The organism is Streptomyces sp. NBC_01428 (assembly GCF_036231965.1).
Lineage (GTDB): Bacteria > Actinomycetota > Actinomycetes > Streptomycetales > Streptomycetaceae > Streptomyces.
The window spans coordinates 4,376,169-4,400,920 of the sequence record NZ_CP109499.1 but is presented as its reverse complement, the minus strand read 5'-3'; the positions used below and the strand labels follow the sequence as shown (position 1 = coordinate 4,400,920).

Annotated in this window: 18 protein-coding genes; 10 read left to right on the top strand and 8 right to left on the bottom strand. The window is 73.0% G+C overall.

Going from position 1 to position 24,752, the window contains the following annotated elements; all coding sequences use genetic code 11:
- From OG406_RS19060 to OG406_RS19040, 5 genes are all read left to right on the top strand, one after another.
- Entirely contained in the window at positions 1-1,533 is a 1,533-nt protein-coding gene (locus tag OG406_RS19060) for an asparagine synthase-related protein (protein WP_329186821.1), read from the top strand.
- A 113-nt stretch (positions 1,534-1,646) separates the two neighbouring features.
- Positions 1,647-2,588 carry an agmatinase gene (gene speB, locus OG406_RS19055; protein WP_081218569.1) on the top strand — a complete coding sequence of 314 codons (942 nt, stop codon included), beginning with the start codon at positions 1,647-1,649 and terminating at the stop codon, positions 2,586-2,588.
- Positions 2,589-2,657: 69 nt separating this feature from the next.
- Entirely contained in the window at positions 2,658-3,638 is a 981-nt protein-coding gene (cs1, locus tag OG406_RS19050) for a clavaminate synthase Cs1 (RefSeq protein WP_164372894.1), read from the top strand.
- A gap of 164 nt (positions 3,639-3,802) precedes the next feature.
- On the top strand, positions 3,803-4,993 hold the full coding sequence (gene argJ / locus OG406_RS19045; RefSeq protein ID WP_164372895.1) for a bifunctional glutamate N-acetyltransferase/amino-acid acetyltransferase ArgJ: 1,191 nt from the start codon (positions 3,803-3,805) through the stop codon (positions 4,991-4,993).
- Positions 4,994-5,273: 280 nt separating this feature from the next.
- Positions 5,274-6,941, top strand: coding sequence for an ABC transporter substrate-binding protein (locus OG406_RS19040; protein ID WP_329186818.1), 1,668 nt, complete (start codon positions 5,274-5,276; stop codon positions 6,939-6,941).
- Here OG406_RS19040 and OG406_RS19035 read toward each other — a convergent pair.
- Positions 6,917-8,428, bottom strand: coding sequence for a LysR family transcriptional regulator (locus OG406_RS19035; RefSeq protein WP_329186817.1), 1,512 nt, complete (start codon positions 8,426-8,428; stop codon positions 6,917-6,919). The two genes, OG406_RS19040 and OG406_RS19035, sit on opposite strands and share 25 nt — an antisense overlap.
- Positions 8,429-8,610: 182 nt before the next feature.
- Complete coding sequence (locus OG406_RS19030; RefSeq protein ID WP_266615400.1) at positions 8,611-9,360, bottom strand: SDR family NAD(P)-dependent oxidoreductase; 750 nt, start codon at positions 9,358-9,360, stop codon at positions 8,611-8,613.
- Between the two features lie 313 nt (positions 9,361-9,673).
- On the opposite strand from OG406_RS19030, the gene OG406_RS19025 reads away from it, so the two are divergent.
- Genes OG406_RS19025 through OG406_RS19010 form a run of 4 tightly spaced genes read left to right on the top strand, consistent with a single transcriptional unit; the run spans position 9,674 to position 13,465 of the window.
- Positions 9,674-10,900 carry a cytochrome P450 gene (locus OG406_RS19025; protein WP_266615402.1) on the top strand — a complete coding sequence of 409 codons (1,227 nt, stop codon included), beginning with the start codon at positions 9,674-9,676 and terminating at the stop codon, positions 10,898-10,900.
- Positions 10,897-11,172 carry a ferredoxin gene (locus OG406_RS19020; RefSeq protein WP_381883083.1) on the top strand — a complete coding sequence of 92 codons (276 nt, stop codon included), beginning with the start codon at positions 10,897-10,899 and terminating at the stop codon, positions 11,170-11,172. Before OG406_RS19025 ends, OG406_RS19020 begins: the two co-directional genes overlap by 4 nt.
- A gap of 11 nt (positions 11,173-11,183) precedes the next feature.
- Positions 11,184-12,482 carry a serine hydrolase gene (locus OG406_RS19015; RefSeq protein WP_329186815.1) on the top strand — a complete coding sequence of 433 codons (1,299 nt, stop codon included), beginning with the start codon at positions 11,184-11,186 and terminating at the stop codon, positions 12,480-12,482.
- A complete protein-coding gene (locus tag OG406_RS19010; RefSeq protein ID WP_164372899.1) occupies positions 12,479-13,465 on the top strand; it encodes an EamA family transporter in 987 nt (328 codons plus the stop codon). The genes OG406_RS19015 and OG406_RS19010 overlap by 4 nt, the downstream gene beginning before the upstream one ends.
- 413 nt (positions 13,466-13,878) lie before the next feature.
- Here the strand turns inward: OG406_RS19010 and OG406_RS19005 are convergent, their stop codons facing one another.
- The 6 genes from OG406_RS19005 to OG406_RS18980 all read right to left on the bottom strand — a co-directional run bounded on the left by OG406_RS19005 (position 13,879) and on the right by OG406_RS18980 (position 23,956).
- Positions 13,879-14,922 carry a GNAT family N-acetyltransferase gene (locus OG406_RS19005; RefSeq protein ID WP_329186813.1) on the bottom strand — a complete coding sequence of 348 codons (1,044 nt, stop codon included), beginning with the start codon at positions 14,920-14,922 and terminating at the stop codon, positions 13,879-13,881.
- Entirely contained in the window at positions 14,919-16,658 is a 1,740-nt protein-coding gene (locus OG406_RS19000; protein WP_329186811.1) for an ABC transporter substrate-binding protein, read from the bottom strand. The genes OG406_RS19005 and OG406_RS19000 overlap by 4 nt, the downstream gene beginning before the upstream one ends.
- Positions 16,655-17,857: a GNAT family N-acetyltransferase gene (locus OG406_RS18995; RefSeq protein ID WP_329186809.1), complete on the bottom strand. Its 1,203-nt coding sequence runs from the start codon at positions 17,855-17,857 to the stop codon at positions 16,655-16,657. The genes OG406_RS19000 and OG406_RS18995 overlap by 4 nt, the downstream gene beginning before the upstream one ends.
- 44 nt (positions 17,858-17,901) lie before the next feature.
- Positions 17,902-19,200: an ATP-grasp domain-containing protein gene (locus tag OG406_RS18990; protein ID WP_164372902.1), complete on the bottom strand. Its 1,299-nt coding sequence runs from the start codon at positions 19,198-19,200 to the stop codon at positions 17,902-17,904.
- A gap of 205 nt (positions 19,201-19,405) precedes the next feature.
- The gene (locus OG406_RS18985) at positions 19,406-19,807 is read right to left on the bottom strand and encodes a hypothetical protein (protein WP_164372903.1); all 402 of its coding nucleotides are present in this window, start codon (positions 19,805-19,807) and stop codon (positions 19,406-19,408) included.
- A 105-nt stretch (positions 19,808-19,912) separates the two neighbouring features.
- Positions 19,913-23,956 (bottom strand): golvesin C-terminal-like domain-containing protein, encoded by a 4,044-nt coding sequence (locus OG406_RS18980; protein ID WP_329186807.1) that lies wholly within the window; start codon positions 23,954-23,956, stop codon positions 19,913-19,915.
- A 183-nt stretch (positions 23,957-24,139) separates the two neighbouring features.
- Here OG406_RS18980 and OG406_RS18975 point away from each other — a divergent pair, with 183 nt between their 5' ends.
- Positions 24,140-24,739 carry a hypothetical protein gene (locus OG406_RS18975; protein ID WP_266615418.1) on the top strand — a complete coding sequence of 200 codons (600 nt, stop codon included), beginning with the start codon at positions 24,140-24,142 and terminating at the stop codon, positions 24,737-24,739.
- Positions 24,740-24,752: the final 13 nt, after the last annotated feature.

Here is a 24,752-nt window from a genome sequence, read left to right as displayed (position 1 = left end):
ATGGCCTCCCAGGACCTTCCCGCGGCCTTCGGGTTCCTGGCCTCCGCTCGCCCGAGCGGGGGCCGGGCCCCCCGAGCCGCCTTCGCCACCCGGGGCACCCACACCGGCGTCGACCTGAGACTGCGCTCGCAGACCCTCGGCGCGACCCTGGTGCACACCCCCGGCACCCCGCCCGACGCCGCCCTCGCGCACGACGCCGACACCGCCGTCGTGCTCGCCGGGGAGATCTACAACCGCGGCGACCTCTCCTCCGTCCTCGGAGCCGGCGCCGGCCCGTCCGGCGACGCCCAGCTGCTGCTGGACCTGCTGCGCCGCTACGGCCTGCACGCCTTCCGCCTGGTCAACGGCCGCTTCGCGGCGGTCGTCTGCTCCGGCGGGCGGGTGCTGCTGGCCACCGACCACGCCGGCTCCGTCCCGCTGTACGTGTGCGCCGGTCCCGGCGAGGTCACGGCCTCGACCGAGGCCAAGACCCTGTCCGGGCACGGCGGTCCGCGCGGCTTCCCGTTCGCGGACGCCCGCCGGGTGCGTGGCCTGCCCGGCGTCTACCAGGTGCCCGCGGGCACCGTGATGGACATCGACCTCGGCACCGGCACGGCAGCGGCGCACCGCACCTGGGCGCCGCCGCTGGCCCGCCGGATCATGGACGAGAGCGAGGCCGTGGACGCCGTGCACGCGGCGCTCGACCGGGCGGTGAGCGCCCGCGTCACCCCCGGCGCCACCCCGCTGGTCGTGCTCTCCGGCGGCATCGACTCCTCCGGGGTGGCCGCGCTCGCCCACCGGGCCGCCGGGCACATCGACTCGCTGTCCATGGGCACGGACGTCTCCGACGAGTTCGCACAGGCCCGCACGGTCGCCGACCACCTCGGCAGCCGGCACCGGGAGATCACCGTTCCCACGGCCGACCTGCTCGGCCAACTCCCGTACGCCGTCTGGGCGTCGGAGTCCGAGGACCCGAACATCATCGAGTACCTGCTGCCCCTCGTCGCGCTCTACCGCGCGCTCGACGGGCCGCCCCGCCGTGTGCTCACCGGGTACGGCGCCGACATCCCGCTCGCGGGCATGCACCGCGAGGACCGCCTGCCCGACCTGGACACGGCGGTCGCGTACGACATGGCGACGTACGACGGACTCAACGAGATGTCGCCGGTGCTGTCCGCCGTGTGCGGCCACTGGTCCACGCACCCGTACTGGGACCGTGACGTGCTCGACCTGCTCGTGTCGCTGGAGGCGGGGCTCAAGCGCCGCTACGGGCGCGACAAGTGGGTCCTGCGGGCGTCGATGGCCGAGCTGCTGCCCGAACAGACCGTGAAACGGCCGAAGCTGGGCGTCCACGAGGGCTCCGGCACCACCTCGTCCTTCTCCCAGCTGCTGCTGGAGGAGGGCATCGCCGATCGCTCCGTCGACGCGGCCAAGCAACAGGTGGTGCGGCTGCTGTTCGACCGCACCGTGGTGGGGGGCGAGGACCCCGGCCAGGTGAGCACCACCGAGGTGGTCCGCTCGGTCGCCGAGCGGCTGCGACGGGGTGCGGCATGAGCGCGCCCCTCGCCCACACCGGGCCGAACTCCCGTACAGCCGACCGAAGTTCGCCCGGCACGGCACCGGCCGGGACCCCGCGCACCGCCGACCTCCCGGAGGGGAACTGAGCCGTGGAACGCATCGACTCGCACGTCTCGCCCCGCTACGCGCAGATCCCCACCTTCATGCGCCTGCCGCACGACCAGAATCCGCGCGGCTACGACGTCGTCGTCATCGGCGCCCCCTACGACGGCGGCACCAGCTACCGGCCCGGCGCCCGCTTCGGACCCCGTGCGATCCGCAACGAGTCCGGGCTGATCCACGGCGTCGGCATCGACCGGGGGCCGGGCACCTTCGACCTCATCAACTGCGTCGACGGCGGCGACATCGACCTCACGCCGTTCAACATGAACATCGCGATCGAGACCGCGCAACGGCATCTGGCGGAACTGCTCAAGAGCAACGCCGCCTTCATGATGCTGGGCGGCGACCACTCCCTGACCGTGGCCGCCCTGCGGGCCGTCGCCGAGCAGCACGGCCCCGTCGCCGTCCTGCACCTGGACGCGCACTCCGACACCAACCCCGCCTTCTACGGCGGCCAGTACCACCACGGCACCCCGTTCCGGCACGGCATCGAGGAGAAGCTCATCGATCCGGCCGCGATGGTGCAGATCGGGATCCGCGGCCACAACCCGAAGCCCGACTCCCTCGACTACGCCCGCGGCAACGGCGTCCGCGTCGTGACCGCCGACGAGTTCGGCGACCTCGGCGTGGCGGGCACCGCGGACCTCGTACGGGAACGGGTCGGAGGGCGGCCCGTGTACGTGTCGGTCGACATCGACGTCGTCGACCCCGCCTTCGCCCCCGGGACGGGCACCCCCGCGCCCGGCGGTCTGAGCTCCCGCGAGCTCCTCGCCCTGCTGCGCTGCGTCGGCGACCTCAGACCGGTCGGCTTCGACGTCATGGAGGTCTCGCCCCTGTACGACCACGCCGGGATCACCTCCGTCCTGGCCACCGAGATCGGCGCCGAACTGCTCTACCAGTACGCCCGCGCCCACCGCGCCCCGGCGTAGCCCCGAGGCACTCCCGGCCGGCGCGGCCCGCGCACCGTCGCATCCCGACGCAAAGGAGACATCGCACCCATGGCTTCTCCGATCATCGACTGCACCGCCCACCAGGAACACCTGCGCGCCCTCGCGGCCGAACTCCCCGCGGTGCCGCGCGCCGACCTGTACGGCTTCCTGGAGCAGGCGAAGGCCCTGTCCGAGCGGCTGCCGCGCGAGATAGGCGCCGCCCTCGACAGGTTCAACGCCGAGGGCACCGAGGACGGCTATCTGCTGCTACGCGGACTGCCGTTGGAGGCGGAGGGCGAACTGCCGCCCACGCCCACCTCCACGCCCGCGCCGGCGGACCGGGGCCGGCTGCTCATGGAGGCGATGCTCGCCGTCGCCGGCCGTCGGCTCGGACTGCACACCGGCTACGCCGAGTTGCGCTCCGGCACGGTCTACCACGACGTGTATCCCTCGCCGGGCGCGCACTACCTCAGCTCGGAGACCTCCGAGACGCTCCTGGAGTTCCACACCGAGATGGCGTACCACGTCCTCCAGCCGAACTACGTCATGCTGGCCTGCTCCCGCGCGGACCACGAGCGCCGTGCGGAGACGCTCGTCGGCTCGGTGCGCAAGGCGCTCACCCTGCTCGACGAGGACACGAAGGCGCGGCTCTTCGACCGCAGGCTGCCGTGCTGCGTCGACGTCGCCTTCCGCGGGGGCGTCGAGGACCCGGGGGCGATCGCCGAGGTCAAGGCGCTGTACGGGAACGAGAAGGACCCGTTCCTCGGCTACGACCGTGAGCTGCTCGCCCCCGAGGAGCCGGCCGACAAGGAGGCCGTCGCCGCCCTGTCGCAGGCCCTGGACGATGTGACGGAGGCCGTGAAGCTCACCCCCGGCGACCTCCTGATCATCGACAACTTCCGTACCACGCACGCCCGTACGCCGTTCAGCCCGCGCTGGGACGGCAAGGACCGCTGGCTCCACCGGGTGTACATCAGGACCGAGCGCAACGGGCAGCTGTCGGGTGGTGAACGGGCGGGCGACGTGGTGTCGTTCTCCCCGCGCCGCTAGGCAGACCGTCCGCCGGGCGGCCGTCGAGCCCCCTTCGCGCACCCCGATCCTGGCCCCGGGGCGCGCGGAGGGGGCCGTGGCACGTTCGGCTCGTTCTCGGTGGCGCCCCGAGCGGCGCGTGAAACGCTGACTCACCGGAAGTAACGCAGACGGGAGACGATGACATGTCCGACTCCACATCGACGGCTCGGGCGACGCCGCTGGGCTTCGCCGTGCACACCGCCCCGGTCGGTCTCGGCGACGACGGCCGGGACGACTTCACCGTGCTCGCCTCGACCGTCCCGGCCCAGGTCAGCGGGGTGTTCACCCGGTCCCGGTTCGTCGGGCCGAGCGTTCTGCTGAGCCGGGAGGCCGTCGCCGACGGACAGGCCCGCGGGGTGGTCGTCCTGGCCCGCAACGCCAACGTCGCGACCGGCCGGGAGGGCGAGGCCAACGCGCGCGAGATCCGCGCCTCGGTCGCCGCCACGCTGGGCGTGCCCGACGGCGAGGTACTGGTCGCCTCCACCGGCGTGATCGGCCGCCAGTACCCCATGCCGCAGATCCGCGAGCACCTCAAGTCGCTGGCCCTGCCGTTCCCCGAGGGCGGATTCGACCGGGCGGCCCGCGCCATCATGACCACCGACACCCGGCCCAAGGAGGTCCGGCTGCGCTGCGGCGACGCGACGGTCGTCGGCATCGCCAAGGGCGTCGGCATGCTGGAGCCCGACATGGCCACGCTGCTCACCTTCTTCGCCACCGACGCCCGCCTCGACCCGGCCGAGCAGGACCGGATCTTCCGGCGCGTCATGGACCGCACGTTCAACGCCGTCAGCATCGACACGGACACCTCGACCAGCGACACCGCGGTGCTGTTCGCCAACGGGCTGGCCGGCGACGTCGATCCCGGCGAGTTCGAGCAGGTCCTCCACGAAGCCGCCCTCGCGCTCGTCAAGGACATCGCGAGCGACGGCGAGGGGGCGAGCAAGCTCATCGAGGTGCGCGTGACGGGGGCGCGGGACACCGCCCAGGCCAAGCGGGTCGGCAAGACCGTCGTCAACTCCCCGCTCGTGAAGACCGCCGTGCACGGCAGCGACCCCAACTGGGGGCGGGTCGCGATGGCGGTCGGGAAGTGCTCCGACGACACGGACATCGACCAGGACGTGGTGCGGATCCGGTTCGGGGAGACGGAGGTGTACCCGACGGGGTCCGTCGACGTGGCCGAGGAGGACGCCGTGCGGGCCGCTGTCGCGGAGCACCTCAAGGGGGACGAGGTGGTCATCGGGATCGACCTCGGGATCGCCGAGGGGGAGTTCACCGTGTACGGCTGCGACCTCACCGAGGGGTACGTCCGCCTCAACTCGGAGTACACGACCTGACGTGACCCAGCGGATCCCCGCCCGCTGCGGCCCTACCCGTCCCGTACCTGGGGGCTGCCGCCCCCAGACCTCCGCATCGGCCTGAACGGCCGCGTGCTCAATCGCCGGACGGGCTGAGAAACAGTCCGTCCGGCGATTGAGGGGCGAAGGCCCGGGGGCAGCGCCCCCGGGTATGCCGAGCCCGCACGTGCTATGCGTTCCCCCTGCCCAGGGGCCCTCCGGGTCGTCGGGCGAGCCCAGGATGGGAGCGGAATGCATCCGGCAGGAGGGCCGCAGGGACATGGAGAGCACGAGGACAGACACCGGCGAGACCGGGTACGACGCGGGGGTCCGGGGTGTGGTGAGGCCGGGCGACGCACTCGGCGGCACGCTCCGCCTCGTCCGCACCGACGACTTCGACTCGCTGGACCCCGGCAACACGTACTACGCGTACACGTGGAACTTCCTGCGCCTCATCGGGCGGACGCTCGTCACCTTCGACACCGCGCCGGGCAAGGTGGGCCAGCGCCTCGTGCCGGACCTGGCGGAGGCGCTCGGCGAGGCCTCGGAGGGCGGCCGGGTGTGGACGTACCGGCTGCGCGAGGGACTGCGGTTCGAGGACGGCAGCCCGGTCACCGCCGGTGACGTGAAGTACGCGATCGCCCGCAGCAACTACGGCACCGACGTGCTCGGCGCGGGGCCCACCTACTTCCGGCATCTGCTGGGCACCGAGTACGGCGGCCCGTGGCGCGAGCCCGACGTCGACGGGCCGGTCACCCTGGAGACACCCGACGAGCGCACCCTCGTGTTCCGGCTGGCGGAGCCGTTCGCGGGAATGGACCTGCTGGCGACGATGCCGAGCACGACCCCGGTGCCGCGCCGGCTCGACACCGGCGCCGCCTACCGGCTCGGGCCGGTCGCGACGGGCCCGTACCGCGTGGTCTCGTACACCCGCGGTGAACTCGCCGTCCTGGAACGCAATCCGCACTGGGACCCGGAGACCGACCCGGTGCGCAGGCAGCGGGCCGAACGCGTCGAGGTGCACCTCGGCAAGGACCCGCACGAGGTCGACCGGATGCTGCTCGCCGGGGAGGCGCACATCGACCTCGCCGGGTTCGGGGTCCAGCCCTCGACGCAGGAGAAGATCCTGGCGGACCCGGCGCTGCGCGCCGACGCCGACAACCCGCTGTCCGGGTTCACCTGGATCTACTGCCTGTCGAGCCGGATCGCGCCGTTCGACAACGTGCACGCCCGCCGCGCGGTGCAGTTCGCCACCGACAAGGCCGCGATGCAGGAGGCGTACGGCGGTTCGGTCGGCGGGGACATCGCGACGACGATTCTGCCGCCGACCCTCGACGGTCATCAGGACTTCGACCGGTACCCGGTGGGGGCCGAGGGGCGCGGTGACCTGGACGCGGCGCGGGCCGAACTCGCCGCCGCCGGGATGCCCGACGGGTTCCGGACGAAGATCGCCGCCCGCAAGGACCGGCTGAAGGAGTACCGGGCCGCCGAGGCGCTGGCCGCCGGGCTCGCCCGGGTCGGGATCGAGGCCGAGGTGCTGGACTTCCCCTCGGGCGACTACTTCGACATCTACGGCGGCTGCCCCGCCTATCTGCGCGAACACGGCATCGGGATCATCATGTTCGGCTGGGGCGCCGACTTCCCCGACGGGTACGGGTTCCTCCAGCAGATCGTCGACGGCCGGGCCATCAAGGAGCGCGGCAACCAGAACATGGGTGAGCTCGACGACCCGGAGATCAACGCCCTGCTCGACCGCGGTGCGACCTCCTCCGACCCGGCCGAGCGGGCGGAGATCTGGCACCGGATCGACCGCCTCACCATGGAGCACGCGGTGATCGTGCCGTACCTGTACCCGCGCTCGCTCCTCTACCGTCACCCGGACGCCCGCAACGTCTACGTCACCGGGTCCTTCGGGATGTACGACTACGTGGCGCTCGGAGCCGGCTGAGGCATCGCGCGCGGGTCCTGCCGGTGGGTCCCCGTGCCCCCCGGCAGGGCGAGGCCCCGGCAGGACTGCGCCGCCTCGTGGAACTCCGCCTCGAAGCGGCCCAGCCGGTGCAGGAAGCTGCGGGTGGACCCGGTGAGATCGGTGCCCCGCGCGCTGCGCAGCAACAGCTGTGCCCCCAGGCCGAGTTCGAGCCGGTGGATGCGGCGGGTCAGCGCGGACTGGCTGATGGAGAGCACCGCGGCCGCCCGGTTGATGCTGCCGTGCCGCGCCACCGCCCGCAGCACGTGCAGGTCGTCGACGTCGAGCTTCCGGGTGCCCTGCGCGGTGTCCGGTGCGGTCGGCGCGGCCGGCGCCGGTCCGGCCGCGCGGGCCGCGCCGGCCGTCCGCGCGCGGTACCAGCGGGCCCACCAGGGGTCGGTGAGCAGGTCCGGGTGACGGTCGGCGAAACGGTGCAGATAGCGGTCGGCGAGCAGCTCGGCCAGGTGCTCCGCGAGGGCGCCGGGGACGACCGTCGGGTCGACGAGGAGGCTGGTGGAGCGGTGCGGGCGCTCCACGAGGGACCGGTGGACCACGGAGGGGGCGACGACGGCCGGGCGGGTCGGGGAGCCGAGGCCGATCGCGTCGCCGCGCCGCAGCATGCCTCGGGCCACGGAGGCTCCGGTGACGTGCAGGGCGGCGGGGGCGGGCAGCCCGGCGGCCTGGAAGACCCGCGCGACCAGGACCTCGGAGTCGGGGCCCACCTCGGACACCCAGGTCTCGTCCCGCAGGTCGGCGAGCGGGACGGCGCCGCCGCCGGCCAGCCGGTGGCCCTGGGGCAGGGTGACCCACAGCGGGTCGTCGAGGACCGGGTAGGTGCGCACGGGACGTTCGAGGGACCGGCCCGGGGCGTCCAGGCTCCAGGTGTGCGCCGCGTCCACGTGGTAGCCGGCGAGCCTGCGCATGACCTGCTGGGGCGTGTCGTGGTGCACCGACAGCAGGATGTCCAGGGCGGCGGCGGCGTCCTCGACGACGTCCTCCAGGAACGGTTCGGCGGACGCGATGGCCAGGACGGCCGGGGCGTCGACGGCCTCGGGGCCGTGCCCGAAGATGTCCGTCCGGACGGCGAGGTCGACCTGGCGGAAGAACCGGCGGCCGGCGGCCAGCAGGCGGGAGCCCGCCGAGGTGAGGCGCGCGGTGTGCCGGCCCCGCAGGGTCAGCGGCAGCCCCACCGCCTTGTCCAGGCGCTCCAGTTGGCGCTCGACGGCACCGCCCCGGGAGCCGGTCCGCCGGGCTGCCTCGGCGAGGTCCCCGCACTGCCCGACCGCGTCCAGCAGGGACAGGTCGGGGCGGGTGAAGGGGAAGCCCGCCGGGGTGCCGGGGAGTGTCGTGGGGGACGCCGGAGCGGGCGCGGCGGCGGAGGAGAAGGAAGAAGGGAAAGGAGTCGGCCGGTCGAGAACAGAGGCGAGTGCAGGATGTACCGCAGGCGTTGTTTCTGACCCGGAAGACAATGTCGGTTTCCTTTGTGGTCAAGGACTGTGCCGTGTGATTGTCCGCAGTGGCTCGATGAATTCGGAGGGACCGAATTCTCCGTAGGGCGCTGCGGCGATGCTAGGCACGTCCTCTCTCCGGGCTCTCCTCACGTCGGGAGAGGCCCCGGAGACCGTCCGGAGACCGGGTCCGGCAGGGTCGTTCAGGCCTGGTCGGTCGGCCGGATGAAGATCTCGTTGACCGTCGCGTGGGGCGGCGCGGTGACGGCGTAGCGGACCGCCTCGGCGATGTCGGTGGCCTGCAACTGCCGGATCTTGGCGACCCGTTCCTCGATCGCGGCCTTCGTCGGCGCGTGGGTGATGTGCTCGCGCAGCTCCGTCTCGACCGTGCCCGGCTCGACGACCACGACACGCACCCCGCGTTCGGTGACCTCCTGGCGCAGCCCCTCGCTGAAGCCGTTCACGGCGAACTTGCTCGCGTTGTAGCCGGCCGCCCCGCGCCCGGCGACGCGGCCGGCGATCGAGGAGATCTGCACGACCGTGCCCTGGCTCCTGAGCAGGTGCGGAAGGGCCGCGTGGGTCATGTACATCAGGCCGAGGACATTGGTGTTGATCATCCGGGTCCAGTCGGTGGTGTCGGCGTCCTCGACGGGGCCGAGCAGCATGATCCCGGCGTTGTTCACGAGGATGTCGAGGCGTCCCAGGGTCTCCACCGTGGACCGGACGGCGTCGGCCGCGGCCCGCTCGTCGGTCACGTCCAGTTCGACGACGTGCACGGTGGCGCCGCCCGCGGCGAGTTCGTCCGCGAGCGCGGTCAGCCGGTCGACTCGGCGGGCCGCGACGGCGACCGCCGCGCCCTCCGCGGCGAGCGCCCGCGCGGTGGCCGCGCCGATCCCCGAACTCGCGCCCGTGACGAGCGCGACCTTTCCGTGCAGTGCTGACGTCGTGGTCATGGTTCTCCCCGGGGGCGAGTGCCGATGCGTGGACAGGTCCGGGACTTCGGCCGGAACACCGGGCCGATTCGGCCGGGGCATCTCCTGATGTCGGCCGGGACGCCGGACCCATTCATTCGGGACGCCGCGACGTTAGCAGCAGGGCCGTGCCCCGGTGAATGGCCGAAGGAGCCGCAGGTTATGACTGTTTCCGGCCGGTTATGCGCGCCGGGGCCCGGGGCCACGACGCCTCCGCGCGGGCACGGCAGATTGGGGCGGCGACAGCACGTCGGCGCGACCCCTGTGCAGCGACCTGCGCAGCGATAGGCGGTGGATGATGCAGAACGACGCGGCACTCCAGGACGAGAAGGCGGCCCCCTCGTACCCGATGCCACGGGTCTGTCCCGTGGACCCGCCCCCGCAGCTCGCCGGACTGCGCGCCGGTCCGGCCGCGAGCAAGGTCACCCTGTGGGACGGCAGTCAGGTCTGGCTGGTCACCTCCCACGCCGGGGTACGGGCCGTGCTCGGTGACCGCCGGTTCACCGCCGTCACCAGCGCCCCGGGCTTCCCGATGCTGACGCGCACCTCCCAACTGGTGCGCGCCGCACCGCACACGGCCTCCTTCATCCGCATGGACGACCCGGACCACTCCCGGCTGCGTTCGATGCTCACGCGGGACTTCCTGGCCCGCCGCGCCGAGGAGATGCGCCCCGTGCTGCGGGAGCTGCTCGACGAGATGCTGTCCGCGCTGGTCTCCTCCGGCGAGCGGCCCGTCGACCTCGTCACCGGGCTCACGACAGCCGTGCCCTCCAAGGTCATCACCCTGCTCTTCGGGGTCTCCGAGGGGGACTTCATCGAGAGCCGCAGCGCGATCCTCATCGACCGCGGCTACACCCCCGACCAAGTGGCTGCCGCCCGCGACGAGTTGGACGGCTTCCTGCGTGAGCTGGTCGAGCAGCGGGTCGCCGACCCGGGCACCGACCTGGTGAGCCGGCTCGTCACCGAGCAGGTGCGCCCCGGCCGGCTGAGCGTCGAGGAACTCGTGCCGATGTGCCGGCTGCTGCTGGTCGCCGGACACGGCACGACCGCCAGCCAGGCCGCGCTCAGCCTGCTCAGTCTCGCCACCGACCCGAACCTGGCCGGCGCGCTCGCCAAGGACGAGAGCCTGCTGCCGAAGGCCGTCGACGAACTGCTGCGCTTCCACTCCATCGTGCAGAACGGGCTGGCCCGCGCCGCCGTCGAGGACGTCCGGCTCGACGACGTGACGATCCGGGCCGGTGAGGGCGTCGTCCTCTCGCTGGCCGCCGGCAACCGCGACGAGGGGGTCTTCCCGTCCCCGGACACGCTCGACCCGCACCGCGACGCCCGCCGCCACCTCGCCTTCGGCCACGGCATCCACCAGTGCCTCGGCCAGTGGCTCGCCAAGGTCGAGATCGAGGAGATGCTCGCCGCCGTCCTGCGCTGGATGCCCGGCGTGCGGCTCGCGGTGCCCTTCGAGGAGCTGGACTTCCGCCACGAGGTGTCGAGCTACGGGCTCGGCGCGCTGCCGGTGACCTGGTGAGCGACGACGAGCACGGGCCGGGCGGCACCGACCGGGAGCCGGGCGCGGAACAGGGCACGGAGGGCGGGTCGGGCCTGACGATCGCCATCGTGCCCGACGCCTGCTGCGCCATGGGCCGGTGTGCCGCGACCGAACCCGACCTCTTCGACCAGGACCCGGACACCGGCACCGTCGTCCTGCTCGACGCCACCCCCGCACCCGCCCTGCACGCCTCGGCCCGGCTCTGCGCCGAGCTGTGCCCGTGCGGCGCGATCACGGTCACCGAGAGCTGAGTGGAGCGATGATGATCCAAGCCCCTGGTTCCCCGTCCGCCGCCCCCGAGGCGGCGCTCGCGGCCGATGACTCCCCGATGGGCGAGGCGGCGCGCTGGGCGGTCGGGCTGCTGACGGCACCGGACCTCGCGGCGGACGACGTCACCGTCGAACGCTTCGTCCCCACCTTCCCGCCCCGGCGCAGCCAGGGCTTCTCCGCGACGCTCGGCGAGTGGCGCGAGAAGGGGCCGTTCACCGTCCTGGACTACCAGCCGATCGCCCACAAGGGATGGGTCACCCTGGCCGGCCCGACCGGAGTGCGCAACACGCTGTCGCTCACCCTCGACTCCTCCGGTCTGATCCGCATCCTCACCTTCCTGCCCGAGATCCAGATCCCCGCCATAGCCGACTGGGACGCGCTGGAGGACGCGCTGCGCACGCCCGGCGTCGACCACTCCGTCCTCGCCGCGCGTCTGACGCCCGACGGGATCGAGGTCCTGCACGCCTCCGGCGCGGACCGGCCGATGCCCACCGGCTCGGCGTACAAGCTCTACGTGATGCGGGCCCTCGTCCAGGCCGTCGAGAACGGCGAGCTGACCTGGGACGACGAGGTCACCGTCCGGCCGGAACTGCGCAGCCTGCCCACCGGCGACATGCAGGACCTCCCGGACGGGACCCGTGTCTCCGTGTGCGAGACCGCGTACAAGATGATCGCGATGAGCGACAACACCGGCGCGGACCTGATCGCCGACCGGATCGGCCGGGAGGCCGTCGAGCGGGCCGTCGCCGCCTCCGGGCACCACGAACCGGCGCTCCTGCGGCCCTTCCTGACCAGCCACGAGGTCTTCGAACTGGGATGGGGAGCACCGCAGTTGAGGACGGCGTGGACCGAGCGCGACGAGGCGGGGCGGCGCGACCTGCTGCGGTCGATCGCCCGCCCGATGACGGTCCGCGGCTCCGACCTCGGCGCGACCGTGCACCGGCTCGGCCTCGACTGGCACATGACGGCGTACGACGTCCTGCACGTCCTCGACGGGCTGCGCGGCGACAGCGCGCGGGACACCTCCGGCACGGTCGAGCACATCCTGACCGCCTACCCCGGTATCGCCGTCGACCCGGCACGGTGGAGCAGGGCCTACTTCAAGGCCGGCTCCTGCCCGGGCGTCATGATGTTCTGCTGGCTCCTGGAGGACGGTGACGGCACCGCGCACGTGCTGGTGCTGCGCCAGTCGGCGGACGAGCAGAAGCCCATCGGTGACGGTCTGTTCCTGCGCGGCCTCGGCTCGCGCGTCGTCAACTCCGGTCTCCTGACGGCGAAAGCCGCGCGGTGACCGTCCGGGACCGACTTCTCGCCGTCCTCGTCGCCGTGCTGTGGGGACTGAACTTCCTCGCGGTGCGCGTCGGGCTCGACCACTACCCGCCGTTCTTCCTCTCCGCGCTGCGCTTCGTCGTCCTCGCCGTACCGGTGATCGTCTTCGTGCCCCGCCCGAAGGTCCCGCTGCGCTGGCTGGTGATCTACGGACTCGGCTTCGGCGCCATGCAGTTCGGGCTGCTCTTCCTCGCCATCGACCAGGGCATGCCCTCCGGACAGGCCTCGGTGGTGGTGCAGGCGTCGGCGCCCTTCACCATGCTGCTCGGCGCGCTGCTGCTGGGTGAGCGGATCTCCCGGCGTCAGCTGGCCGGTGTCGCGGTCGCCGTCGTCGGCATGTCCGTGATCGCCGTGGAGCGGGCCCGCAGCGCCGCCCTGCTGCCCCTGCTGCTGACCCTGCTCGCGGCGCTCGGCTGGGCGTTCGGCAACGTCGCCAGCCGGCAGGCGCGGCCCGACCATCCGCTGCGGTTCGCCCTGTGGATGTCGGTCGTACCGCCCCTCCCGCTGCTGGCCCTCTCGGCGGCCATGGAGGGCCCCGGCACCGGCTGGCGCGACTTCGGCGCCTCCTTCTCCGCCGACGGCTGGCCCGGCCTGGTCGCCCTCGTCTACACCGCGCTGGCCGGCTCGGTGGTCGGCTCCGGCATCTGGACCACCCTGCTGAAGCGGTACGAGGCGGGGAAGGTCGCGCCGTTCTCCATGCTGGTGCCCGTGGTCGCCGTCCTCGCCGCCTGGCTGGGCCTCGGCGAGCAGCCGACCGCCTGGTCCGCGATCGGGGGCACGGCGGTCGTCGCGGGCGTCCTGGTCGGCACGGGCTGGAACCCCTTCCGGCGTCGCGGGGCGGCAGCCCGGCAGAGCGTGGGGCCCGTCCCGGTGGAGGGCGGCGGCGCCGTTCCCGCGCAGCCGGGCCCGCACGAACGCGAGCAGCCGCGGACCACTCGGCGCTGACCGGTCCGCTCGCCGTCCCGGGCCCGCCGCACGGGCCCGGCCGGCCGGGGCCGCGACGTCCTCACGGGGCGGCCCCGCCTCGCACGGCTCTCGGCGGACCGGCCACGGGCCGGAGACCCAGGGGCCACGGGCCATGGGCCTCCCGCTCCGCCTGCCGGCTTCACCTGCCCTTCCGCCTTCCGCTGCACCTTCGGCAGGGAATGCCGGCGACGAACCGCGCGGGCCGCCCGCCGGTGACCGGAGTGCTCTCCTCCCGCCCGGCGGGGACCGCGTCGCCCACGGCGTGACAGATCGCCGCCGGTCCGGCCGTCACCCGCGACCGCCGCCGGTCCGGCCGTCATGACCGACGGACGGCCGTGCCGCTCACCGGGGTGAGCGGCACGGCCGTCGGGTGTCCCGCCAGGCAGGGTCGGTCAGTCGGAGCCGGCCGTCCCGACCAGGCCCGTCCAGGTCGTCCAGCGGTCCGCCGGGGTGAAGCCGAGGTCGGCGTTGACCGCGATCATCGCGGTGTTGTCCTCGGCGTTCGCCGTCTCGATCAGCCGGACGGCGGGCTCGTGCCGCAGCACGTACGCCAGGTTCGCGAGCTTCAGCAGCGTGCCCAGCCGGTGTCCCCGGTGCGCGCGGTGGACCACGGTCATGCCCTGGAGCGCGTAGGCGGGATTGCCGGTGGTCTTGGAGACGCTGGTGTATCCGGCGAGCCGTCCGCTCGCCTCGTGCAGCACACCGGTGTGGTACGCCTTCCGGCCGCGCCCCACCCGCATGGTCTCGAACTCCCGCGCGTAGCTGGTCGCGACCTCCTGGTCCGCGGCCTCGTCCTCGTCGAACGACTCGTCGCCCAGGGACTGTTCGAGCATCGAGACCGGAACCGCGTATTCATCGGGGGTGATGGTCCCCCAGGTCACCAGCGCGTAGCCCGGGGGCACGTCGGGCACTCCCGAGGCGAGCGGGTCGTGGACGCCGAGGTCCAGCCACTGGTGCACGCCGGCCGGCGCCGCGGCCCGCCGCGCTCTGGCCGCGGCGGCGAAGGCCGCGGGGGCGGCGTCCCGCTCGGGGCCGCCGGGCAGGGCCTCCACCACGGTCCCGGAGAGCACGGAACGGCCGTGTCCCGCGGCGAGTTCGGCGGCCCGGCCGTACAGCGCCCGCCCGATGCCCCGGCGCCGCAGCTCCGGGTGGACGAGGAGCTGGTCGACCCGCGCGACGTCCGCGCCGTCGGGCAGCGCGAGCCGCAGCGCGCCGACGACGCGGTCGCCCCGGCCCTCGTGGCGGACGACCCAGTCCTCCAGCTTGGTCGCGGGCGGCGGGAAGCGCAGCGAGCCCGTCATGTCGGCGGCGCAGGGCGGCGCGGCGCCCGGCACGTCGCCTGCCGCGTCGTCGAGCAGCGTCAGCCACTGGCGGACGGTGGTCTCGTCGTCGGCGGCCAGCGGACTGAACCGCAGGCCTCGGGTGCTGTCGTTCACGGTGTTGTCTCCCGGTCGGTGCTCTCGGTGCTCTCGGTGCTCTGGGTGCTCTCGGCGCGGTCGGGGGCGACGCCCATCGCCTGGACGTCGTAGAGCCCGAAGGCGGGATGGACGTAGACGTTCGTGACCCACGGGTTGCGGAAGTGCAGGGTCTTGTCGTGGACCAGGGGGAGGATCACGGCGTGGTCCATCACCAGGCGTTCGATCTCCCGCCAGTGGCGGGCGCGTTCGGCGGGGTCGGTGGTGTGCAGGCTCCGGTCGACGAGGTCGTTGACGCGCGGGTCGTCGAGTTCGGAGATGTTCCAGTTGCCGCCGTTGCGCCGGATCTGCCGGCCGTCGACGAGCGGCGCGAGGAAGCCGTACTCGGTGGGGAAGTCGGCGCCCCAGTCGGTGACGACGAGCCCCAGGGCGTGCTTGCGGATCGTGTCCGGGTGGCCGGCGCCCAGGCTGAAGTAGCTGGCGACGTCCAGTTCCTTCACGGTCAGCCGGATGCCGACGCGGGCCACCGACTCCGCCACGGCGTCGGCGACGAGGCGGAACTTGCCGCGCTGGGTGCCGATCACCGCCTCGAAGCCGTCCGGCAGTCCCGCCGCGGCGAGTTCGGCGCGGGCCGCGTCGAGGTCGCCGCGCAGGTCGGGTCCGGTCGGATAGGGGTCGAGGGCCTGGTGGGCGGGGAGCCGGGGCGGGAAGAGCGCCGTGGTCAGGTCGCCGCCCGTCACCGGTCCGCCGCGGGCCTGCTGGAGCAGGATCTTGTCGGCGGCGTAGTGCACGGCCCGCCGCGCGTGCACGTCGTCGAACGGCGGGACGTGCGGCTGGATCGAGACGAAGTGCAGGAAGCTGGTGCGCGGGTTGTCGGTGCGCGAACGCAGCACGCCGTCCGCCGTGACCCGGCTCTGCGCCGCGTGCTGGAGTCCCCGTCCTTCGAGGTTGATGTCGAACTCGCCCGCGATCAGGCGCCGGTCGAGCTCGTCGACGTCGACCCCGATGGTCAGCTCGACCCGGTCGGGCAACGCCGGCCGGACCGGGTCGCCCGCCCGGTCCCAGTACGGGTTGCGCTCCAGGTGCAGGAAGCGGCCCGGCCGGTGCGCGGCGATGCGGTAGGGGCCGCTGGAGCGCGGGTTCTCCCCGTACTCGGCACCGAGGTCGGCGCGGCGCGGCACGGGGGCGGCCGCGGGCTGCGCCATCAGGTGGTCGAAGTCGGAGAAGGGCCGCCGCAGCCGGAAGACGATCGTGCGGTCGTCGGGCGTGCGCACCGCCTCCAGCGGCTCGTCGGTGCGGTACGGGCCCGGGTAGGGGCGCGCCGGATCGTGCAGCAGCGGGATCAGGTACGTCGGTCCGCCGGGCAGCACGTCCTGCGCGAACACCCGCTGCACCGCGTTGCGTACGTCGTCGGAGGTGATCGGCGAGCCGTCGTCGTAGCGCAGGCCGGGGCGCAGCCGGTAGGTCCAGGTGCGGCCGCCGTCACCGACCTGCCCGGGACCCTCGGCGAGGTCCGGGACGGGCACGAGCCCGACGGGGCCCGCGTCGGTGGGGTACGCCATGAGGGTGCGGTTCAGCATCCGCTGGAGCAGCCAGACCCAGACGTAGTAGGTGCGGGCCGGGTCGAGGGAGTCCACGTCCGCCGAGGACACCAGCCGCAGGGTGCCGCCGCGCGCGGTCGAGGGGTTGACCGTCGCTCCGACGGCCGCGTTCCAGCCGGCGCCCGCGCGCGTGAGTCGTTCCGTTCCCGTGCTCATCGTGTGGTCGTCTCCCGGTCGGAGGTACGAAGGGGAGCGTCCGTCTCCCCGGCGGGGCTCCCGGCTCCGGCCGCCGCCCGCGCGGCCGCCCGGCGGGGCACACGGGCCGTGCCGCCGGATTCCGTGCGGTCCAGCCGGAGCAGGAACGCGTGCTCCTCGCTCGCCAGGCAGCCGCGGGCGAGTTTCGCCTCGATGCTGCCGATCCCGGCGTGCAGCACGGACACGCCCTCGCGGGCGGCCGCTTCGAGGACGCGGTAGTACAGGACGTCGTAGTAGAGCGGCAGTTTGCCCTGGGCCTCGTAGTCGAATCCGGCGCGATGGCCGAACCACTGCTCCTCGCCGCGGGCGCGGGACCGCAGCACCATCCCGAAGCCGATGATGGCGCCGTCCTGGCGCGCCACCGAGACCATCGCGTCGTCGCCCATGACCTCGGAGATCCAGCTGAGGAGCCCCGCCGAGTGCTCGGGGCTCGCCGGATTGCCGTACTTGCGCAGCAGGTTGCAGTCGAGCTCGCCGAGGCGCGGGGCCAGCGCTTTGGTGAGCGGTTCGAGGTGCACCTCGACCTTCGCCTCTGCCAGCGCCCGGCGTTCCAGGCGCACCCGGCGGCGCCGGTGCTTGCTCATGTTCGCGAGGAACTCGTCCCAGCCGCCCGGCGGGACGGGCAGCCAGGCGTAGTGCGCCGACAGGTGCGAGCGGTAGCCGCGCGCGTGCAGCAGGTCCACCAACGCCGCGTCCCGGACGTCGACATGGGGGAAGCAGACGCTCGCCGCGCCCCGCTCCCGCGCGAGCTGTTCGGCCCGTTCCACCAGCGCCTCGACGTCCCCCGGTACCGCGTGCGGGCCGGCCAGGGCTCGGGTGCGGCCCAGGTGCCGGCCGCCGCACACCAGCGACGGCAGCAGGGCGGCGGGATCGCCCCCGGCGACCTCCCGCAGGACGGCCTCCGCCTCGGGTGTCCCGCCGTCCTCCAGCGCCCGGGAGAGCATCGCGTCCGGGCGGGCCAGCAGCCAGGGCACCGAGTCGTCGGCCCACGCGGCGACCAGCCCGGCGACCGGGTCGCCGTCCCGGTGCCGCATCAGGAAGTCCATCGTGGTGCCGGAGTTGCGCTCCTGCACCGCGAGCCAGCGCGAGGTCTGGAAGAAGTCCTCCGCGCCGAGCAGCCCGTCCCAGCCGGCGCCCGGCAGGCCGGCGGCGTCCGCCACCGGCCGCACGTCGCTTCGGCCGGCCGCATACGGACCGGTGCCGGTCACAGCTCCCGCGTCCCGTCCTCGACGACGAAGTCGAGGTGGGCGGCGGCCTTGTCGGCGAGGGCCTGCGCCTCCAGACGGTCGGGTCCGCTGCAGTAGGTGAAGCCGACGCAGGCGGAGTTGTCCATCCGCTGGAGCAGGTGGTCGCCCTTCTCCACGTGCAGCAGCACCTGGACGCCGGGCACCGAGGCGGCGGCCTCCACGCCGTCCACCCGCTCCAGGACGCCCCGCCGCTGCGGGTAGATCATGCGGACGGCCGCGCCGCCGGAGTGCCGGACCGGTTCGATCGCCGGGACCTCGCCGATGGTCAGCAGCCAGGCGTCGAGGATGGGGCTGCGCCCGGTCACGTCGGTGACGAGCATCGTCATGCAGCTCGACGGGGTGCGCGGGTTGGCCTCGATGATCCGCCAGCCGGACTCGGTGCGCCGCACCTCGGTGTGGCAGGGGCCGTGGTCGTAGCCGATGGCCTCCAGGGTGCCGATGACCGCCGAGTAGAGCTCGTCGCGCTCCTCGTCCGGCAGCGGCACGGGGAAGGTGTGGCCGCACTCGATGTAGGCCGGGTCGCCGAAGAGGTCCTTCGAGGTGACGCCGAAGACGTGCGTGTGCCCGTTCACGGTCATGGTCTCGACACTGACCTCGACGCCCTCGACGTACGTCTCCAGCAGGACGTCCCCGGAGCGCGGCTGGCCGCGCAGGCTCTGCCGGATGCCGGACAGCTCCTCCCAGGCCTCGACGAGCTGGTCCATGTCGTCGACGCGGCGCACTCCGTAACTGATGGCCTCCGCGGGGGGCTTGGCGATCATGGGGAAGCCCAGCCGGCCGGCCGCCTCGGCGAGCTGCCCGGGGTCGCTGACCAGCATGTGCGGGATGTTGTAGGGCACGTCGCCGAGCGCCACGCGCAGCCGGTCCTTGGTGTTGGCCCGCTCCACGGCGGCCGGGTCGGGGCCGGGCAGGCCGAGGCGGCGGGCCGCCTGTGCGGCGAGCACCGTGTGGTAGTCGGAGAACGACGTGAGGCCGTCCACGAGGGGCCTGCCGTCCTCGCCGGTCACCACGGACAGCACCGCTTCGAGGTCGGTGGTGTCGACGTCCACGACCCGGTCGACGGCCGCGGCGAGCGGGTGCGCGTCCCAGTCGTGCCCGTGGGTGTACCAGGACCGGTCTCCGGTCAGCAGCCACACCTCCAGACCGTGCTCGCGGGCCTGGTGCAGGCCGAGGACGAACGGGTGGTTCTGCATGTGCTCGACGATCGCGATGCGCTTGCCGACGAACATCGCGTAGTCGGCCAAGGGTGTTGTCATGGGGACCGCCTCCATGGTCCCGCCCGCCGATCAGCTCGGGGGCGGTGCAGTCGACTGGCGTTGAACACCAGTTGACCGTGCCGGTCCCGGGGCGGCCATGAATCGGGTGGTCACGCGCATAGGCGGTCGGCGAGGCGCATAGGGACACCGAGCGCCGGGCCGGTCCGCGCGCTGTCGCTCACGCGGTCCGTCCGCGCGCTGTCGTTCACGCCGGGCGTGGCTGCGTCAGGGCCGCCAGTCCGCCGAGGACGGCGAACAGGGCCAGGAACGCGGCCGTGGCACCGTTCCCGACCGCGTCCTCGACGACGTGCCCGCCGATCAGGAACCACGCCACCGTCCCCCCGAGCAGCAGGAGATGGTTGCCGCGTTCGCCGAGCAGACGCATCCCCGCCCACAGCAGCAGCGGCATGGACAGGACACCGGCGATCCCGGCGAGCAGCGATTCGAGGGAACCGGCGAGGAAGGCGTCCTCGCTCGCGTCGCGTACGCCCTGCGCCCAGGAGCGGCAGGACGTCCAGATCCCGTAGCAGACGACGGCGGACACCGCGGTGACGGCGGTGCCCTTCGCCCAGCGGGTGGCCCGGCCGGCGGTGGTGCGGTTCGTCATGGTGGCAGCCTTCCATGGCACGGGGACGGGGGTCCGGGTGCACGCACCCGGACCCCCGCCCTCATTTCATCTCAACTCACCGTGCGCGGAGCCGCGTCGGGTGGCTCACAGCGAGTGCTGCAGGCTGTCGGCGTACAGCCGGGCGCCCGCGATCTTCGGGTGGAACGACTTCATGGACGGTGCCACGTTGCCCGGCAGCCAGTCCCAGTCGCGGTTGTCGGCCTTCGAGTGACCGGACAGGACGATGCCGTTCACGTCCTCCGGGTCACCGCAGATCGCCTTGCCGGCGAACTCGTCGCGCGGGTCGGAGAACACCGCCTTGGCGCTGTACGCGGTGTTGGCGTCGTTGACCGCGCCCTGCATCTCGGCGGCGAGGGTGTCGGCCATGCCGTTCAGCCACGGCGCCTCCTCCGTGCCGATCCCGATGACACAACTCCCGTCCTTCTCCAGGAGCTTCGGGTAGCCCATGAGCACGATCTTGGCGTTCGGCGCCTTCTGGTGGAGCGCGCCGAGCATGCTCGCCAGCCGTGGCCTGATCTGGTCGTGCAGCCAGGTCGGCGCCCAGTCCTCCAGGGAGCCGGTCTTCTGGCCGTTCTTCTGGCCGGTGTCCGGGTCGACGGCGTCGATGGAGTTGTTGTTGCACACGGTCAGGGCCGTGATGCACTCCTGGACGATGTCGGCGAACCGGGCGTCGTTGCCGCCGATGGACAGGGTCACCAGAGTGGTGTTCTGGTCGAGATAACCCTGCTGGATCTGCGGGAGTTCACTGCTCTGGCCCTGGTTGAGGATGTTGAAGTGCCGGGCGCCCGAGCAGGCGATGAAGTGGTAGTCCATGGCCGCGTCGCGGTCGTCGGCCATCGCGCCGATCGACTTGGTGTAGCCGGGCAGGGTGGCCTGCCGCGACCAGGCGTACTTGGACCGGTGGCACTTGTCCTCGGTGTCCGGCTGCGACGAGTCGTAGTAGTCGGACTCGGGGTAGTAGTCGTCACCGCCGTTCGCCGAGGCGCCCTCGCCCGAGGAGTAGGAGTCGCCCATCGCGACGACCTGGTTGGCGGGCTTGGCGCCCATCGGCTGGAAACCGACGGAGTCCCAGGCGACGTCCTCGGTGCCCTTGCCGTCCTGCGTGACGTTCGACAGCGAGACGGTGGGTGTGCCGGTGAAGTTGAAGACCCCGAGGGAGACCCACTGGTTCTTCATCACCCGCTGGAGCAGCGTCCGGTTGGGGCTGGTCGAGTTGGAGCCGCCGACCTTGTACATCGCCTGCCGGGTGTGCGCGCCGTGGTCCGGCAGGTGGATCCACACCCGCATCCAGCCGCGGTCCGCCTTGTTCAGCGTCCAGGTTCCGGTGGTCTGGAGCTTGGTCGCGTCCGCCGTCCCGCTCTTGTTGGTGTGCGAGAACCAGAAGTGGTTGCCGTAGGCGGCGCCGATCTGGTGCAGGTCGATCCGGCCCGAGGCGGTGCCGAAGCCGAAGCCGAAGGTGCCCGCCGAGGAGACGGCCCCGCAGGATCTGGCACTGGATCCGGCCGGTACGACACCGTTGTCGACGTCGTCGACGACGTAGCTGCCGGACGGCAGACCGGACGAGCAGTCGGGCGGGTACGAGTTGGCGTCCGGCTGCTCGGGATAGGTGTCGTCGAACCGGTGGAGCGCGTTGCCGCACAGGGCGGCCGAGGTGCAGTTCTTCCAGGTGGCGGCCTTGGTGAACCAGCACTTCAGGTAGAGCGGGTCCGAGGTGCTCGGGTCGCCGGGCAGCAGGCAGGGGCCGCCGCCGGAGTTGTTGGTGGCGCTGTCGCTGATCTTCGACGGGTTGCAGTTGTTGCTGCTGTCGCAGAACAGGGAGATGGGCGGCTTGGCCGCGGTGCGCGCGGCGGTCGTCGTCCACCAGGCGGCGCGGTAGCCGGGCTGGAAGTCACCGGGGGCGAACATCGCCGAGATCGGGCGGGCCGCCCAGCCGATGACCTTCTCCTCGTACGGCCAGTCCTGCGGGTGCGCGGCGTGGCTGTAGTCGTCACCGCCGGCCGAGTTCTCCAGGAACGGGGTGCGGTTCTCCTTCCACAGCGGGTTGGCCGGGTTGTTGGTCCAGCCGAGGCCCCACTTGCCGGCGTTGCTGGCCGCGTCCGCCTTCAGGTGGTAGCCCGTGTTGTACGACCACAGGGCGGCGAACCAGTTCTCGATCCACTGCGGGCTGCCGTCGTTGATGGTGATCCCGTCGGCGCGGGTCTGGTTCCACTTCTCGACCAGGATGTTCACGCCGGACGCGATGTTCGCCGCGTAGTCGAGGGCGACGGCCTCCTGCTGCGCGGGTGTCTTCGTCGGCTGGCCCTTGCCCGGCAGCCGCATGCCGTCGGTGACCTGGGTGACGCCGTAGCCGCAGTCGGACTTGGTCCAGTCGATGGCCCACGGGTCGGTCTGGGTGCCGTCGGAGGAGTAGGAGACGCCGTAGAAGTTGCCGACGAGCGGGTTCGCGGTGACGCCGGGGACGGCGTACCGGGTCGCCTGCCACATGTTCGACTCCTGCGCGGTGACGCCGAGCATCACCTGCGCGGGGATGTGCCAGTTGGCCCCGCTGCCGCCGCTCAGCGACTGGAGCGGGAACAGGGTCTGCGGCGCGTAGGCGCCCATGCCCGTGTTCTTCCAGTTCGCCGCGCGGGTGGCGCCCTTGTTGAGGGTGCCGACGACGGCCTGGTCCACGGCCCACTCGATCTGCCGCGGGGTCGGCTGGAAGGCCTGCTTCTTCGGGTCGTTGCGCGGCACCGAGCACGTCCGGTCGGTGTCGACCGGGGCGGCCATCGGGCTCGCCTTGCCGGACGTGCCCCCGGCGGACTTCCCTGCCGCGGACCCCGCGGGTGCGGCCAGCGCCGGGCTCATCGCGGTCGCGGCGCGCTGGGCGGCCGCGTCACCGATCCGGTTGCCCGGGGCCGCGTCGAGGACGGTGCTCCGCCCCGTGTCCAGGGCCTTCAGGGTGATGCGGGCGGCGCGTGCCGAGAAGGAGTCCTTCTGGGAGATCCGGGAGTCCTTGCCGTCCGCCCAGGCGGTGGTCACCGCGGCGCCGCCGCGGCTGGAGATCCGGGCGTCCTTCGCGATGCCGCCCGGGTTGCGGACGGCCGGGGGAAGCGATCCGCCCGTCTTCGCCGAGCCCGTCACGTACACCGCTCCGGAGGGGGTGCGCGCCAGGTCGAAAGCGGTGAGCGAGCCCTCTCCGAGCTGGGTCGCCCGGCCCTTGCTGTCAGGGGTGCGCAACGCGCCCGCGGCGACGCGGGAGACGGCGGCCCGGTCGTCGGTGGAGGACTTCTTGGCGCCGCCGGGCAGCCGGTCGATGAACGTGACACCGCCGTCGGCGTCGGGCTGCAGCTGGAAGGGCACGGCGTGCGTGACGGCCACGGTCCTCACCGTGCCGCCCTGGACGCGGACGACCCGGTTGCCGCGGGCGCCGACGATCGCGCCGTCGACGGGGACCGCCGAGGTGACCTGGCCGGGCACCTTCGTGGCCGCGGTCCTGCCGGTCGCCGCGGTGACCGAGACCAGCCGCGTCTCGTTCGTCCGGGAGGTCGACTCGTCGGTGAACTGCGAGAACACGGCGTTCTCGGTGGTGCCGCAGCCGGGGGAGAAGTAGCCGAGGGTGGCCTGGAAGGGGAGTTTGCGCACGGCGCCGGACCGCAGGTCCACGATCGCGGTGAACGCGCCGCGGCTCAGCAGGTCGGGCTTGTTGGTGAAGGTACGCGGCGCGTAGGCGACGGCCGCGTACCGGCCGGAGCCGGTCAGACAGGCGTTGCCGATCCAGGTGTCCGTCTCGAAGCCCGGTTCGGACAGCGAGGCGGCGGTCTTCCAGGCGTAGCCGCTCTTCTCGTCGGCGATCATCACGTGGAAGCCGGTGCCGTCGCCGGACGTGGTGAACGCCCGGTCGGCGGACGCGGAGTAGTTCTTGCCGAGCAGTTCGGCGCGCTGCTTCGCGGGGACCGCGTCCGGCCGGCTCTTCGCCGGGTCCTTCCCGTCCGCGGGAACGGACCTGGGGGTCGCGGACCAGCCGTCGGCCGCGCCCGGAGGGGCCGCGTTCGCATAGGCCTGCGTCGTGCCGATCCCGCAGGCCACCGCTATCGCGACGGCCGTGGCGACCGGGACACGCGCCTTCCTCAGTCTGCTGCGTCTCAACGTCGTTTCCTTCATGTGGGGTTCACGCCCGGGTCTGGGCATGCGACCTGTGGGGGGAGAGCGAGCAGCGTGGCACCGGCCGCTCTTCGGCCTGTCCCCACCAACTCCTTTGCGCCCGTGGCCGGTTTGCGCTGAGTGCGCGTACTCAGGCGTCCCGGGGGCCCCTCTGCCACCCTGGACGGCATGTCCTCGCGCAAGCGCCTCCCGGCTCTCTCCGCCCTGACCACCGCGACCGCCCTGCCCGCCCTGGCTTGCCTGGCTTCCCTGTCGGCGGTCCTCTGCCTGAGCGGCTGCGGCACCGACCGTCCGGCCGCGGCACCGGGCGGAGTTCCCGGCTCGCCCTCACCGGTGTCCTCCCCGGCCGCCACGCCGGCGAGCCCGCACGCCGAGCCGGACCGCGGCGACAGCGCGCCGCACAACGCGGAGAACACCATCGGACGCCGGCCCGGCGAGATGACGGCGGCGGACCGGGAGGCGGCGCGCAAGGAGGCCGCGAGGGTCCGGCCCGTACTGGAGAAACTCCGCACCGAGGGCCGCATCGCACCGGACGCCGTACGCCCCGCGCTCGCCGCCCTCGGGTTCCCGCCCGCCGACCTGCGCGTCCAGGCGCCGTGGTCGCGCTGGAACGTGGACCACGCGGAGAAGGTGCCGGGCACGCTCTACGGAATCCGGATCGGCGCCACGGCCTGCGTCTCCGGGATGCTGGACGCCGGCCAGGCGTGGACGGAGGTCACGGGTCCGTACCCGGAGACGGGATGCGTGGCGCCGCCGGTGGCGCACTGAACGCGGCCCGAAA